Source organism: Vibrio sp. 1-2 (7-a) (assembly GCF_013048515.1).
Lineage (GTDB): Bacteria > Pseudomonadota > Gammaproteobacteria > Enterobacterales > Vibrionaceae > Vibrio > Vibrio diabolicus.
The window spans coordinates 1-14,468 of sequence record NZ_VHSQ01000008.1; the positions used below are offsets into that span (position 1 = coordinate 1).

Consider the following 14,468-nt stretch of genomic DNA (forward strand, 5'->3'; position numbering starts at 1 on the left):
GGTCATCTTCTACCTTGGAAAATGCCAAAGACGGAATAGTCCGCCCCTACAGAATACCGCTCAGAATGACAGATACCGCCTTAGTTGGCGGTATCTGCGTAGATATTAGAAAGTCAATGAGTCGGTTCGTAGACGCTTACAATTGATCACTCGAATTAGTCATATCAGCATTTATCATGGCACATCTGAGGCTACGGGCCTTAATATGAATATCGGTAGTCACTAATCGTGGGGCGTCTGGTGTGAAAAGGTTCAACAAAAAGGCAAAGTGACGGTAATCACTTTGCCTTCCTAATGTGTCTTAGAGGAGAGAGACTAACTGTTTACGTGGCGAGAAAATTGAACGAGTGCTTGCTCGGCAGGCATCGGTTTGTGGAAGTAAAACCCTTGCAACTCATCAATATTCCAAACTTTAAGCTTGCGTACTTGGCTCGCGGTTTCAACACCTTCGGCGACAATAGTTAAGCCTAACTCTTGAGACATGTTGGCAATGTTTCTTACCAGTGTTTTCGCTCTGTCATTGGTTTCAATCTCGTCGATATAAGATTTATCCAGCTTCACAATATCCAATGGGAAATTACATACGCTACTGAATGATGCGTATCCAGTACCAAAATCATCCAAAGCGAGTCCAACACCAAGTCGCTTGATGTCTTGAATGCTTTGGATTGATTCTATTTCTCCGCCCATCAACATACTTTCGGTAATTTCAAGCACAAGCTGGCCCGCAGAGAGGTTGTATTGAGCCATCACTTTTTTTAGGTAGGGCATCAGTCCTGAATGATAAAAGTGCTGCGCGCTTAAGTTCACATGCACGCTTAACATCGACAGACCTTGCGCATGACGAACTCCATTGAGCCGACTGATAAATTCGCACGATTGTTTGAGAATGGACTCTCCCAATTCGACGATAAGTTTTCCTTGTTCTGCCATCGGAATAAATACTTCTGGTGAAATAATCCCTAATGTTGGATGTTGCCAACGAGCAAGTGCTTCGAAGCTAATAACTTCAGTGGTTTTAGCATCCACGATAGGCTGGAAAAAAGGTTTAATCGCATCTTGTCTAATGGCATTTTCTAAATCGCGATTGATCACCATAGACGTTTCCGCCTGCTCTGATAGTTCTTCATCAATGACTAATACTTCGTGAGAGTGACGACCCTTAGCGGATTGCGATGAGAAACGTGCTGCAAGCAGTAAATGCTCGACAGACTGGTGAGTAATGTTTAGGTCCATCATCACCGCTTTACTGTCTAATGACATCATGATCCCGGAGAGCTGGACCTTATGTGACAAATGATTCAGTAATCGATTGGTAGCATCTATCGCTTTTTGGTGGTGTTCGATATCTGGAATCAAAACGATAAATTCATGCTCACTAATTCGGCCTATTTGGAATGCCCCTAATTGCTCGCGTATTGCGGATGCGATGTATTGAATCACTTCATCAAAAATGAGGTGACCGTATACCCCTGCAATTTGCTTGAGAGTTTTACTGTTAATGTACACAAACGAAAAATGGTTTGGCCGTGTCTCTACGAGCTCGTGCAGTGCATTGAGAATGACAGGACGATTACAGAAACCGGATACCGGATCAAAGTCGGTGAGTTTTTGGATCATTTCTGCTTGCTGTTTTGTCTCTCTCATATCCTGAAGCAACAACATCAGCGCACTTTGACCATGATGTTGAATGAGCGTGGCTTCTATCAAACAGTCGATTTCTTCGGCATCGCTATCGAGCACCTGCGCTTCGAATTGTGTTTTACCGTTTTTCAGCTCTCTGAACATTGCGTCAACTCGACATTCATCGTCCTCCGATGGGCACAAGGTGTCTAGAGGACGATCTATCAATTGCGATTTGCTGTAGCTCAACAGATCTAACGCTCGTTGGTTGACATCGACTATTTTACGATCGATAACAATTAGCATGCCTAGTGAGGAGCTATGGTACAGAGCACCAAACTTTTCCATCGAGTCTTTCAATTGCAGTTGGGTTAACGATGTATTTTCAGAGAGCTTTTGTACCAGTTTTGTCGCTAACTCTAATTCGTCTACTTTTACAGAATGCAAGCCTTCAAGCTGGTATTGAGAGGCGATTTCGCTTATTCCTTCAGCAAAATGATTAAAGCGAGTGGCGACCTTATTTTTAAACGTGATGTAGGTACCCGCAGCGATGATTGATGCCACAACGCCAACCGTTGCAAACAGGTACATGAATAGCGTATTACCTTTCGCATAATGCTCTCGCTGTGTTTTCGTTTTTAGCCATGCGATTGGTTCACCAGATAAATCAGAGAGTGAGGCCCATTTTGTTATTGACCGCGAGGTCTTCTCTATATCCCGCATCTCACTACTGTCTGATCCACTTACCATCTGCGTCTCTAATGAGTTTTCCGCAGTTAAAATGGATTTAAAGTCTCCAGGAAAGCGCAAAGATAGGTTTCTTCCCCAAAGCATCCATCCGTTAGAAGGGCGGTCGCCTTCACTATTTCTAACTGGGCTGAGGCTAAGACCCCAAATAGTATCGTTGATTTTAAACAACCCTGAGATGCTCTCTCTATGGATATCAAGCTTGTGATTCATGGACTTGATGTAATCTTGAAGAGTAGGTTGATTCGCCATTTTAGCGGTGAGTTCTGAAGAAGTGTCGGGGTTATCCTCACGAGTTAAGGAGAGCAGGGTTTGCCCATTAGTCGTGATAAACGCCATCATATCGAGGTTTAACGCATCAATGCTCTCTGTGTAAAGGTTTCGCTCGGTATATTTCGCAATATCACGATCAACAAACAGATCGTATGTTTCGTCCCAGTACGCCCAATCGTATGAGGCGCTTTCTTGCTGGCTCACCATCATGTCGATGACAGCGAGTGCTTGCTGATTCGCATGGTTAATTTCCATGTCTTCGAGCTCATCTAAGCTATACAGGAAAAAATAACGGCTAATAAAAAGGAAGCTGATGACCATGCCCAGCAGTCCTAATGAAAAGTATAAGGCGGTTTTATAGCGAAGATTCAAGTTAAACAAGCGAAGTGTTTTCATTAAAAAATAGTTATAGATGTTAATTCACTGAAAGTGTACGACATGTTCTAACAGAAATTGTTGATATAGATTCAAATTATAGAGATAAAATGAAGGATTTGCTGAGCTGATATGGTAAGTGAAACGTTTGCTCTAATTACTAGATTTTCGTGTTTGCAATTAAAATGCTCAATAACGTACCGCGCATTCAAATTACGGTTTAATCGTGCAGCTAGTAAAGGTATAAATCTTTTTATAAAACAGTCTATTAGTGTAACTAGTGCTTTTCTTCTGTATCTAAACTTCTTTTGTAATAGTAAACTGCGAAAAAATGATGGGTAATTATGATGTTTATTGTTCAACGCTTGGTCAAACTGGCCATTATCTGTGCCATTTTCTTTACTATCTTCGATCTCATCTCCTATGGTGAGATTACTTGGGTTCAAAGGTTGCTGGCTTCTATAAGCTAAATCTAGAATTCAATATGCACACATAACTCCACGAAGCGAGTCAATTCTTCGTTACTCGCCTTCGTCATTTGCTCCTTATCTGAGCTTTAAATAAAAGTCCCTCCACGTGCAGCTCAGGTAACCGTTTTCCATTAATGGAAAAAACCTAAAAATGCAACTAACTTCATACTAATGGCAAGTGTAAGGTATGCAGTTGATGAGGCAATTCAGCATAATCACATTAGTTGTTGTGACACTCATTTTGAGCCAAGCAACAATCGCAAGAAATGCTAAGGTGCTAGGTGATATTTCGTTAGTTCAGCCGATAGAAGGTGACTCTGTCGTAGATATTAAGCTGGCGAGAATTGGCTGGCATCTCTTTCGTGATCCTCAGCTATCTTCAAACGGTAGCGTCAGTTGTGCGACGTGCCACAACTTGCAAACCAATGGCGCTGAAAATACACCAGTTTCTACAGGAGTGAAAGGTGATGGAACTCGAAATTCCATCACAGTGTTTAATGCAGCGTTAAATTATCGTTTTTTATGGGATGGTACCGAAAACACCTTGATGGCTCAGATTGATGGGCCAATCCACAATCCAATAGAAATGGACTCAAACTGGCAAACAATAGAGCAGTACGTGAAAGGAAGCGAACGTTATCAAGCGCTATTTAGTCGTGATGGTGAGCTACCGATTAATATTAACAATATTAAGTCCGCCATTGTGGAGTTTGTCGAAGGGCTCCAAACTCCAGGTGCACCATTCGATGCCTACTTACTGGGTTACACCCATGTCCTCAGTGAGCAGCAAATTAGGGGGTGGAAAACATTTCAGTCTTCAGGTTGCGTACAGTGTCATCAGGGCAAAAATATTGGCGGAGCGATGATACAAAGGTTCGCCTATTTCAAAGATAAGCCAGTAGTAGAGGATTCGGGACGGCACCTGATTACGACGGAAAGTGAAGAACAATTCTATTTTAGAGTCGCCAGTTTACGTAATGTCGCCCTAACAAGCCCTTATTTTCATAACGGACGAGTTGACCAGTTATCTGAGGCGATACAGATTATGGCGAAAACGCAGCTCGGAATTACGATGAGCGATGAAAGTGTCGCTGATATTGAAGCGTTCTTACAGTCTTTGACAGCACCCAGACCCGTGATTTTAGAGGTGTTGGAAAATGAGTAAATTCAAACTCGTTAATATCTGCTTTTTTATTGCCATGCTGACGTGTTGTGTATTGGCGTACATGTCACATGTGAATTCAAAAAGTGCACAAGAATTCCACGCGGAGTTGACGGATATTGGGCACAAGTTGATTGAAGAGCGCGATGTTATCGTGAATCGATATGCGGTTGAAGATAGGAAGAATTATGAACTGACGACATCTTTAGTGGATATAGAAGTCGCAGCTGAGAACTTGCTAAATTCATCAAGGGAGTCAGTTTGGTTCCCTGTTACGCCCAATCATAAAAAAGTTGAGGATACGCTCAATCTATTCAAAAACCGTGTGCTTGATACAACGCTGAAGCTCGATATGTTGATTGGCGTTCAGGTGGAGAATCAATACGCGTTATTAATGCTATTCAACTTATATCAGCAAGATATTTCTACCGATACCCGAAAGACGTTGAGTGGGCATCACTATTTTGAGTTTCTCAACCAACTGCTTTTGACACAAAACGTAGTTGAGAGTGAAAGTGAAGCCAATTTCTTAGATCGGCTTCAAGCGAGCGATAAAAGGATAGAACTACTCACGAATGAACTGCTTGATCATGGATACTTTGTTTTTATCGAGGATGCGGAGCATCGGCTACTCAATATTGCCCAAAGTGAAGCGCGTTTCACTTGGTTGTTTGTTTTTATTGCCGTGATGTTGTTAGTCAGTGCATTTTTGTATCAGTCGCAATATCGAATGTACAACTTGAAACAATTGAACCTCGAAATCGAGGAGGCTCGAAATAAAGCCGAGCGAGCAGCAAAAGCCAAATCAAGTTTTCTCGCCGCAATGAGTCACGAATTAAGAACGCCGATGAATGGTGTATTAGGCCTTTCTCAAATGATTGCAGAGGAAACCAAAGAGCCGACGACTAAAGAGTACGTGAAAGTCATTCTTGATTCTGGCCAACACTTGATGACGATTCTTAACGATATTTTGGATTTCTCTAAAGTTGAAGAAAACAAACTGGAATTTGAGCAGGCTAAGTTCAATTTAGACCAAGTCATTTCTCCTGTGTGTAGCGCAATAAAACCGCTCATCGATGAAAAAAATATCGAATTGATCGTGGAAAATGAAGTGCCTGAATACATTGAATTTACCGGAGACTGCGCACGTTTACGACAGATCTTGTTTAATCTTGCTGGCAACGCGGTGAAGTTTACCAGTGAGGGGCATGTGTTAATCAGAACAGAACTTGATAAGGTAAATCATTGCTTGGTGATGATTGTGAGTGATACTGGTATTGGTATCGCGCTAGACAAGCAAGAACATGTTTTCAACTCGTTTGAGCAAGCCGATTCTTCAACTACCCGAAAATTTGGAGGCACAGGGCTTGGTTTAGCAATAGTTAAAAAATTAACTGGCTTGATGGATGGCAAGATTACATTGAAAAGTGTGGAGGGCGTCGGAAGTCAATTCATCGTCGAACTGCCCATTCCTTGGGTTGAATGCGAACTTCCAAAGGTACAAGAGCCACCAAAAACGCGCAAGAAAACACACAATTTGCAGATATTGCTTGCTGAAGATAACCGAGTGAACGCCATTGTGGCGAAAGGGTTTTGCGAAAAGTTGGGACATGAAGTGGATGTTGCTGAAAACGGATTGGTGGCGGTTAAAAAGGCGAGAGATAACGAATATGACCTGATTCTAATGGACAATCACATGCCTGAGATGAATGGTGTTGAAGCGACGCGTGTGATTCGACAAGAGTTAGGTATCAAAACATTACTCTTTGCGTATACGGCAGATGTCTTTCGTGAGGCGCATGATAGCTTTATTGAAGCCGGAGCGGATCATGTGCTTACAAAACCGCTACAGCAAGAGAGCTTTTCGGACGCTCTTAAACAGTTTGCTGCGAGGCTCGAACCAAAAGAGAATTTACCATTAACGAATGACAACAACGTTCTCCAGCTGCAGCGCAAGCCAATAGAGAAGTTACGGCTGACAGAAGAAGAATTATCCAGTTCAGAGATGCTCATTTCTTTGCAAGAAGCGCCGGAAGCGATAGATGAGCTACTAAAAAGTATTATTGTCGATTTTGAATCATCGGTTGATGAACTTATTGATTATTTTATGGCTGAAGATTTCGCGTCTCTAGAAGACACGTTGCACAAAACAAAAGGTATGGCATTGAACCTTGGTTTGCCGATTTTAGCTGGGCAAACGGAGGCGCTAGAAAACAAGCTCAAAGCGAAGCAAACTCCTGAGATTGAGCGGTTACAGATGCTAATCAACCGATTACAAGTTAACATCCATCAGGCTAATCGACTTCTGGATGACATACAGAAAAAAAACGTCGATCCTCAACAAATTTTGTAACCTCTCTGAGTTCATACGTTTCTTACCTTGTTTCGTTGTGGTTTACTATGACGTGAATGGATGTGTTGATTCGTCAATGAGAAAATCAGGGAGTTAGAATGAGTAAGCATTCCGCTTTAATCGAATGGCATCGCGAAGCTGACGAAGTGTTCAGTGATAACCAGTATAGTCGGGCGCACATTTGGAAGTTTGATGGAGGGTTGCAAGTCCCTGCGTCACCATCTCCACACGTAGTGCCGTTGCCGCTATCTGTCGAAGAAAACGTTGACCCGGAGGAAGCATTTGTTGCGGCACTTTCCAGTTGTCACATGCTTGTTTTTCTCTCTATTGCGGCGAAACGACGTTACGTTGTGGATCGCTACCTAGATGAAGCAGTAGGAGAGCTGACAAAAGGTGAAAATGGAAAAGAATGGGTGTCTAAGGTAACACTAAACCCTAAAATAACATTTGCTGGTGATGATAAACCGACACGATCTCAATTAGAAAAAATGCACCACATGGCTCATGAGAATTGTTTTATCGCCAATTCGGTTAAAACTGAAGTGACGACGCTTATTGCGGATTAAATGAAACTCTGTGTCAAAGCGCAGTGTATCGCCGAATAGTGTTAAGCCAGCAGTCCGGCTGCTGGCTATTGTGAACTAAACGATGCCTTGCTCGATCATCGCATCAGCGACTCTTCTAAAGCCGGCAATGTTTGCGCCTAAAACTAAATTACCAGGTTGACCAAACTCTCGACTGGTTTCGTTTGCATTAATAAAGATGTTTTTCATGATGGTCTGTAACTGGCTATCGACTTGCTCAAAGGTCCAGTTTTGCATGCTGGCATTTTGTGCCATTTCAAGCTGACTGGTTGCAACGCCGCCTGCATTGGCTGCTTTCGCTGGCCCATAAGCCATTTCGGAATCCACGATGATATTGGCCGCATCACGAGTGGTTGGCATGTTTGCGCCTTCACTAATCAAAACACACCCATTATCGATAAGAGCAAGAGCATCGTTTGACGTTAGTTCATTTTGGGTCGCGCAAGGGAATGCGGCGTCAGCTTGATATCGCCATACAGCATGCCCTTCATTAGGATAGTCACCCAACGGCGTATACTCTGCTTCAGGGTAAGTGTCTAAATACTCTTCTAAACTTGCTCTTTTCACTTCTTTAAGTTGCTTGAGGAGCTGCAGATCAATACCGTGTTCATGATAAATCGTGCCTCGAGAATCGCTGCATGTTACTGGGGTTGCTCCCATGTGGTATAGCTTTTCAATTGCATAGATAGCGACGTTACCTGCGCCAGAAACGAGGCAAGTTTTGCCTTTTAGTGAATCATTACGGTCATTGAGCATGCATTCCGCAAAATATACGGTTCCGTATCCCGTTGCTTCTTTCCTAACAAGTGAGCCCCCCCAAAGAAGGCTCTTGCCTGTAAGTACCCCTTCGTAGCGGCCCGTCAATCGCTTATATTGACCAAACATATAACCAATTTCACGCGCACCGACGCCGATATCGCCAGCAGGAACATCGGTAACAGGGCCAATGTGGCGGTATAACTCGTTCATAAATGATTGGCAAAATCGCATGATTTCACCGTCAGATTTTCCTTTCGGATCGAAATTTGAACCGCCTTTTCCGCCACCAATTGGAAGGCCAGTAAGCGCGTTTTTAAAAATCTGTTCAAAGCCGAGGAACTTTATGATGCTCGCGTTCACTGAATGGTGGAACCTCAGTCCGCCTTTGTATGGACCTAAGGCGGAGTTAAACTCGACGCGGTAGCCTTTGTTTACTTGCACATTCCCTGCGTCATCGACCCAAGGAACTCGAAACATGATTTGACGTTCTGGTTCTACGATTCTTTGGATAATCGCTTGTTCTTTATATTTATTATTGCTTTCTATGACTGGAGCGAGAGAAGTTAATACTTCTTCTACGGCTTGGTAAAACTCTTTTTGAGCCGGGCTACTGTGTTGCAACGCAACAATAGTATCGTGTATGTGTGACATAGATCTCTTCCTTGATATGAATAAGCAATCAGTTTATATGAATTTATTCCCATTAAATAGTGATTTTGACCAATTCTCAATGGCTATAATGGTCTTTCCTGCGGATGAGAACGCTCAATTTCCAACTTCTGGTCGTATTGATGAGGAAGATTAAGTGAGTGACATGAGTGGATAGTTGAGTGATCGGTTTCACATATAGCGAGCCGAAGCCAAATTAGTCGATATTGTTGTGCTGTCACGCAAATTATTTTTGTTAACGTAGTGTTAACATCTGAGCGTGTTGACTCGAAAAAGATAAAAATATGCATGAGCTTAAGACTCTGGACTCGTTTATGCAGCAAGACGGTCTACCAGTGTTTGGCCATCTTGATGGGATTCCCACATCTTTACAGTTAGATAAGTTTATCTACCTTGATGAGATGGATAAGCCAGCGTCTAAGTGGCGCCGTTACTGTGACTATAAGCAGTTTCAGTTCGTTAATTTGGTCACACCTAGCTACGTGATTGGGGTTGCGATTGCGGATATTGGGTATTTAGCATCTGGTTTTTGCTATCTGTTTGACATTCAAAATAATGAGTTAGTGGAGCAGCAGTGGTTAAAGCCTTTTAATATTGATTATCAAACTCAGCCTTCCAGTTGGTCTAGTCATGCCCATCTTGCTGACAAAAGTATTCAGTTTTCTATTCAGAATGGTATTTGGCACGTCCACTTTGTGACGCAATCTGTCAATGCTGATCTCTACTTACGTCCAGAAAGTATGAGTTTGCCATTAATGTTATGTACGCCAACCGGTTATGCGGGTTGGACTTATACGCAGAAGCATAATGCGTTAACGGTAGATGGCAATTTATTCATATTAGGAAAGGAACAAGATCTCTCAGAAGTGGCTGCTGGTTACGACTTTTCCGCTGGGTACATGCGACGGGAGACAAGCTGGCGCTGGGCGAGTATTAATTGCTTTGAAAGCGGCAGACGATTGGGGCTGAACTTAGCTGCAGGCGTCAATGAAACGGGCTGCTGTGAAAATGTATTCTGGATTAATGGTGAACGGCATTTTCTACAGCCTGTTCAGTTTCAATTTTCACGAAATGATGAAGGACAAAGATGGCATATCACGTCGGAAGATAAACGGATTGACCTAGTATTCACGCCTTTAAATCGACGTTCAGAAAAGAAGAACTTTTGGTTTCTCAAAAGCAATTTTCGTCAATATATCGGCTATTTCTCTGGCTACATCGTTGATGGGAATGGTATCAAACATCAGTTAGAAGAAGTCATAGGTCTTACTGAAGATCACTATGCAAAATGGTAGAAACACAATGGATTGGACACAGTTGATGGAACGCCCTGAATTACTTCTGATGATTTTGGCGCCTGTTTTCTTTTTATGTATGGTTGCAGAGTACTGGTTTGGACAACGAAGGGGACGTTTGCCTGAAAGCGCGATGTATTATATTCCGGAAGTTGTATGTAATTTTGTGCTTGCGGGCTTACACCAAGCGACAGACATACTCACGGGTTTACTGATTGCTCAGTTATATTTGTGGTGGTTTGATTGGCGATTGTTTGATATCGAAATGAGCGTTTCAGCGTTTTTGCTACTTGTCGTTCTGCAAGACTTTTTCTATTACTGGTTTCATCGAGCTAGCCACCGTATTCGTTGGATGTGGGCTGCGCACGTGGTCCATCACAGCTCGGAGAGAATGAATTTCAGCACCGCGTTTCGTCAAAGCTTGATGTATCCGTTAGCGGGAATGTGGATTTTCTGGTTGCCTTTGGTGATTATTGGCTTTGATCCCAAGTGGGTCGTCTTCGTTGTGCTGTTTAATCTGGGCTTACAGTTTTTTGTTCATACTCAATCAATTCGCTCGCTTGGACCGCTAGAGTGGGTATTTAATACGCCATCTCATCATCGTGTTCATCATGGTATAAACCGTCAGTACATCGACAAAAATTACGCGGGAGTGTTGATTATCTGGGATCGGATGTTTGGAACGTTTGAACCAGAAGTGGAAACCGTTAGGTATGGAATTTCTAAACCTGTAAACAGCTTTAATCCCATTCGTGTGACGTTTGCAGAATGGAAAGATATGTTTTATGACGTAACACGACCAAATTTAACGTGGAAACAACGTTGGCGCTGTCTATTTGCTCCGCCATCGGATTCTTTTGAGTAGATTGAGATAAAAGAGATTGGAGCGGGCAGCGGGAATCGAACCCGCATCATCAGCTTGGAAGGCTGAGGTAATAGCCATTATACGATGCCCGCGCATCGATAGGACGCAGTTAATATGCCACACTGAACGAAAAAGAAAAGTCTTTTCTCATCAATTGTTTGTCAGGTGCCTAAAAAAGTAGCGTCTTGGTGTTAAAGTGTTCATTGTCTCTGTTTTTCAGGAGGGTCAGAGATTCCGCTTCTAAAATCGATGGCTGCTAATTAGGGGCAAACACACTGTCTACTAGCGTTTAGGTATTGATGATATTCAAGATTGTCAGTGTAAAGGTTAATTGCGTTTATTGAACAGTCACGTTTCATGGTCAAGACTAGATATTGAAATGATTACTTTTTACTGCTGAAGCGTATGTATAGCACTAGCGTAATTCCGCTGAAACAGTCAGCTTAACCAAAGGAGATTTAACATGTGGAAAGGTTTGATATTAGGGACGGTGATGATGCTCGTGTCTGCTTGTACAACCGTAACGACGGATGTTGATAAGCAAGCCGATTTTTCAGCTTACAGAACGTTTGATTTCGGTGCCCAAGCAGAAGCCCCTACGAGTATTGATGGTCGACGTATTGAACAAGGATTGGCTGAACAGCTTGAAGACAAGGGCTTAATTAAAGTGAATAGTGGTGGGGACCTTTACGTTCATCATGATATCGTCGAAGAGTCCGAGCTTGTCTCTTCTGGGTCTTCGGTGAGTTTCGGTTATGGTTGGAATAGCTTTGGCGTGATCACTTCAAGCCCGGAAAGATACAAAGAACGTAAGTATGGCAAACTGGTGGTAGAGCTTGTTGATGCAAAGGCTAATCAGGTTGTGTGGAAAGGTGTTTCAAGCAGGAAACTATCTGAGTCTATGAGCTCTGAGAAAAGAGAGTCTCTGATTGAAGAAGAAATTGCGAAAATGTTTGAAAACTACCCTTACGGTGAAAAATAATTAGTATTCTTAACGATTAAGAATACTAATTGCCAATCGTTACGCACAGGGTTAAAAGAACTTATTATTTTGGTTTTGGTTACCTTTGTGCGTACGACTCTGATTGCTTTACTCGGACTACTTTTCTGCTTGTTGGCTCCGAGCATGAGTATGGCGCACTCATACCCAAATTTTCTTTCATTTCATAACCAGAATATTGCTGTTGACGCTAAGTCGAAGCACTTTTCAGAACACCCTGCCTCTCCAATACAGCAAGACTATCCGAGTTTAAACAGCCGGAATATATTGAGGGTTAGCCATTCTAAGGAAACGAGCTCGAACGACGATGTAGAACTCGAATGGTTTGAAACGCTTGCTGTAGTTTGGTGGGCACATCGTTCGGCAATTCACTCGATGGGGCTGCTAAAACGCATCGGCAATGAGGCTTTAGGTCGTTGTGTTGAAAGTATTTTTACTCATTCTAAATACAGAATCGGTGCGAGGAAAGAATCGAATCTCATATACCGCTTTATACATGCTCGCTAACACATTCCATGTTTTTACAATTTTTGGTTAGTTATGCTTAGGAGCGGTTTATGTTTGATTCGATAATTCAGGTCTTGAGTGCCTTTTGGCATCAAGATTTCACGGCGTTAATGGCGCCAGGCGGTGCAGGATTGGTTTATTTTGTTGTTGCTGCGCTTATCTTTTTGGAAAGTGGTTTTATTCCTGCTGCGCCATTCCCATGCGACAGTGTCGTCGTATTATCCGGTACGCTGGCGGCGGTTGGTGTCCTTGATCCAATAATGATCATGTTGGTGATAGCTGTTAGTGCGGGATTGGGAAGTTGGGCGGCTTACTTACAAGGCAAGTGGCTAAATCGCTTACCTAAGGTCCAAGGCTGGGTGAGCGCGGTTCCTCAAAAGCGTTTGGAACAGGTCGACGTATTACTCAGTAAACATGGATTGATCGCGCTTTTTTGTGCGCGGTTTATTCCGGTTGTTCGTTCCCTATTGCCATTAATGATGGGGTTGCGAGTGAAAGGTATTAGTAAATTCCATTACTTTGCGTGGCTGAGTGCGATTTTATGGACGCTGATATTATGCGGTTTTGGTTTATTGCTTCCCTTGTTACCAGAGAATATAAGCAAAACGATCACAATGCTATTAATGGCGGCCCCAATAATTACTCTTGTGATTGGGGTGCTTAGTTTCTTGTTTGTTAAAGCACGTCGAGCGTTCTGTAAATCCAAGGATGTGTCAGAGTTTTCTCAGTAAGTTTACTTTGATTTGCACTTTTAAGCTTGTATACAGATTAGACATCTAATCGGCTGGTTTTTATCAGTAAAAAGAAAGGCGCAATGTATGCGCCTTTCTTTTTGAGTGTCGTTAGGGTTTCGAGTTTAATAGCCAATGCTATATAGGTACTCGCCAACCTCTTTACACTGAGACTTGTAGATAGTTTCTACTTCGGATTCATTCTTATCTGCTGCTTTAAATTCAAGCTCAGCAGAAGATAACTGGCTGAAACTATAGTTTCTTTCAGACATTAGGTAGTGTCTGAACATCGCTCTGTGTTCAGGAACCGCAATACGTGCATTAGAAACATTGGCACACTCTAGCAGAGTCTCATTGCTCATTTCTTCTGGCTTTGCTTCTGTGTTAGCGAAGGCTGAGCCCGTTGCAAATAGTAATGCTAGTGCGATAGTCGTAGCGAATTTTGTCATTATATGGACCTCAAATTGGTTCTAGTAACAATGAGCGTATTGGTTCTCATCGTTACATTTCCGTGTTCTCTGTATGTCATAAAAATTTAAACAACAGGGAAGGCGTTGCGACCATGAGTAAAGACGTACATTAAATTGGCTTCTTTTCTTCCTGAGAGTCGATAGAGAGAGCGTTTACTCATCAGCCCGCCATAACCATCAAGAGGTAAGCGAGATGCTTGTTTTGCCAATTCCAATAGTGGTGGGGAAGAGAAAGCAACAAGTAAAAAATAATCAGGAGTAAAATCTGATGATAAAACACCATCAGTGGCGGATGTTCGGCGGCAGGAAACCAGCGCTAACAACTCGCGCTTTATATGCAGATAATAACCTTCTGAGCCCCAAGAACTTGGATAGGCAAAAGTATGGAATTCGCTATGTGCTAGTTCAAAATCGTCTTGTTGCGCAAGTTTAAGCAAGCGTTCAGAGGTGTAATGTTTAGTGTGGTGATACGTATGCGCATATGAGGCAACGATGAACCCTGAAAATAGGGACAATGAAAGCATCAATAATATACGGTGTAGATAACGCAAGAAGTAACCCTAAACATATAACGTCATAGACTAT

General features: G+C 42.6%; 11 protein-coding genes and 1 tRNA gene. 7 read left to right on the forward strand and 5 right to left on the reverse strand.

Going from position 1 to position 14,468, the window contains the following annotated elements; all coding sequences use genetic code 11:
• Nucleotides 1-315 precede the first annotated feature (315 nt).
• The gene (locus FKN08_RS17440; RefSeq protein ID WP_249373445.1) at nucleotides 316-2,964 is read right to left on the reverse strand and encodes an EAL domain-containing protein; all 2,649 of its coding nucleotides are present in this window, start codon (nucleotides 2,962-2,964) and stop codon (nucleotides 316-318) included.
• A 720-nt stretch (nucleotides 2,965-3,684) separates the two neighbouring features.
• Between FKN08_RS17440 and FKN08_RS17445 the strand changes: the two genes are divergently transcribed.
• The 3 genes from FKN08_RS17445 (at nucleotide 3,685) to FKN08_RS17455 (ending at nucleotide 7,569) form a co-directional block, all read left to right on the forward strand.
• Nucleotides 3,685-4,653 carry a cytochrome c peroxidase gene (locus tag FKN08_RS17445; RefSeq protein ID WP_170892652.1) on the forward strand — a complete coding sequence of 323 codons (969 nt, stop codon included), beginning with the start codon at nucleotides 3,685-3,687 and terminating at the stop codon, nucleotides 4,651-4,653.
• Entirely contained in the window at nucleotides 4,646-7,003 is a 2,358-nt protein-coding gene (locus FKN08_RS17450) for an ATP-binding protein (RefSeq protein WP_145534828.1), read from the forward strand. The genes FKN08_RS17445 and FKN08_RS17450 overlap by 8 nt, the downstream gene beginning before the upstream one ends.
• 98 nt (nucleotides 7,004-7,101) lie before the next feature.
• Nucleotides 7,102-7,569, forward strand: a complete 468-nt coding sequence (locus tag FKN08_RS17455; RefSeq protein WP_046875971.1) for an OsmC family protein — start codon at nucleotides 7,102-7,104, stop codon at nucleotides 7,567-7,569.
• A gap of 75 nt (nucleotides 7,570-7,644) precedes the next feature.
• Here the strand turns inward: FKN08_RS17455 and gdhA are convergent, their stop codons facing one another.
• Nucleotides 7,645-8,997 carry an NADP-specific glutamate dehydrogenase gene (gdhA, locus tag FKN08_RS17460; RefSeq protein ID WP_039437518.1) on the reverse strand — a complete coding sequence of 451 codons (1,353 nt, stop codon included), beginning with the start codon at nucleotides 8,995-8,997 and terminating at the stop codon, nucleotides 7,645-7,647.
• 302 nt (nucleotides 8,998-9,299) lie between these two features.
• Between gdhA and FKN08_RS17465 the strand changes: the two genes are divergently transcribed.
• Both FKN08_RS17465 and FKN08_RS17470 read left to right on the forward strand, forming a co-directional pair.
• Nucleotides 9,300-10,310: a DUF2804 domain-containing protein gene (locus FKN08_RS17465; protein ID WP_170892594.1), complete on the forward strand. Its 1,011-nt coding sequence runs from the start codon at nucleotides 9,300-9,302 to the stop codon at nucleotides 10,308-10,310.
• A gap of 7 nt (nucleotides 10,311-10,317) precedes the next feature.
• A complete protein-coding gene (locus FKN08_RS17470) occupies nucleotides 10,318-11,175 on the forward strand; it encodes a sterol desaturase family protein (RefSeq protein ID WP_085344412.1) in 858 nt (285 codons plus the stop codon).
• Nucleotides 11,176-11,192: 17 nt separating this feature from the next.
• On the opposite strand, the gene FKN08_RS17475 is transcribed toward FKN08_RS17470, so the two are convergent.
• Nucleotides 11,193-11,267, reverse strand: a tRNA-Gly gene (locus tag FKN08_RS17475).
• 371 nt (nucleotides 11,268-11,638) lie between these two features.
• Between FKN08_RS17475 and FKN08_RS17480 the strand changes: the two genes are divergently transcribed.
• Together FKN08_RS17480 and FKN08_RS17485 are read left to right on the forward strand one after the other, a co-directional pair.
• On the forward strand, nucleotides 11,639-12,157 hold the full coding sequence (locus FKN08_RS17480) for a DUF4136 domain-containing protein (protein WP_053807830.1): 519 nt from the start codon (nucleotides 11,639-11,641) through the stop codon (nucleotides 12,155-12,157).
• 575 nt (nucleotides 12,158-12,732) lie between these two features.
• Nucleotides 12,733-13,413 (forward strand): DedA family protein, encoded by a 681-nt coding sequence (locus FKN08_RS17485; RefSeq protein WP_053807828.1) that lies wholly within the window; start codon nucleotides 12,733-12,735, stop codon nucleotides 13,411-13,413.
• Between the two features lie 125 nt (nucleotides 13,414-13,538).
• Here the strand turns inward: FKN08_RS17485 and FKN08_RS17490 are convergent, their stop codons facing one another.
• Both FKN08_RS17490 and FKN08_RS17495 read right to left on the reverse strand, forming a co-directional pair.
• Entirely contained in the window at nucleotides 13,539-13,862 is a 324-nt protein-coding gene (locus tag FKN08_RS17490; RefSeq protein ID WP_046875977.1) for a hypothetical protein, read from the reverse strand.
• A gap of 86 nt (nucleotides 13,863-13,948) precedes the next feature.
• Nucleotides 13,949-14,407 (reverse strand): hypothetical protein, encoded by a 459-nt coding sequence (locus FKN08_RS17495; protein WP_065645896.1) that lies wholly within the window; start codon nucleotides 14,405-14,407, stop codon nucleotides 13,949-13,951.
• Nucleotides 14,408-14,468 lie beyond the last annotated feature (61 nt).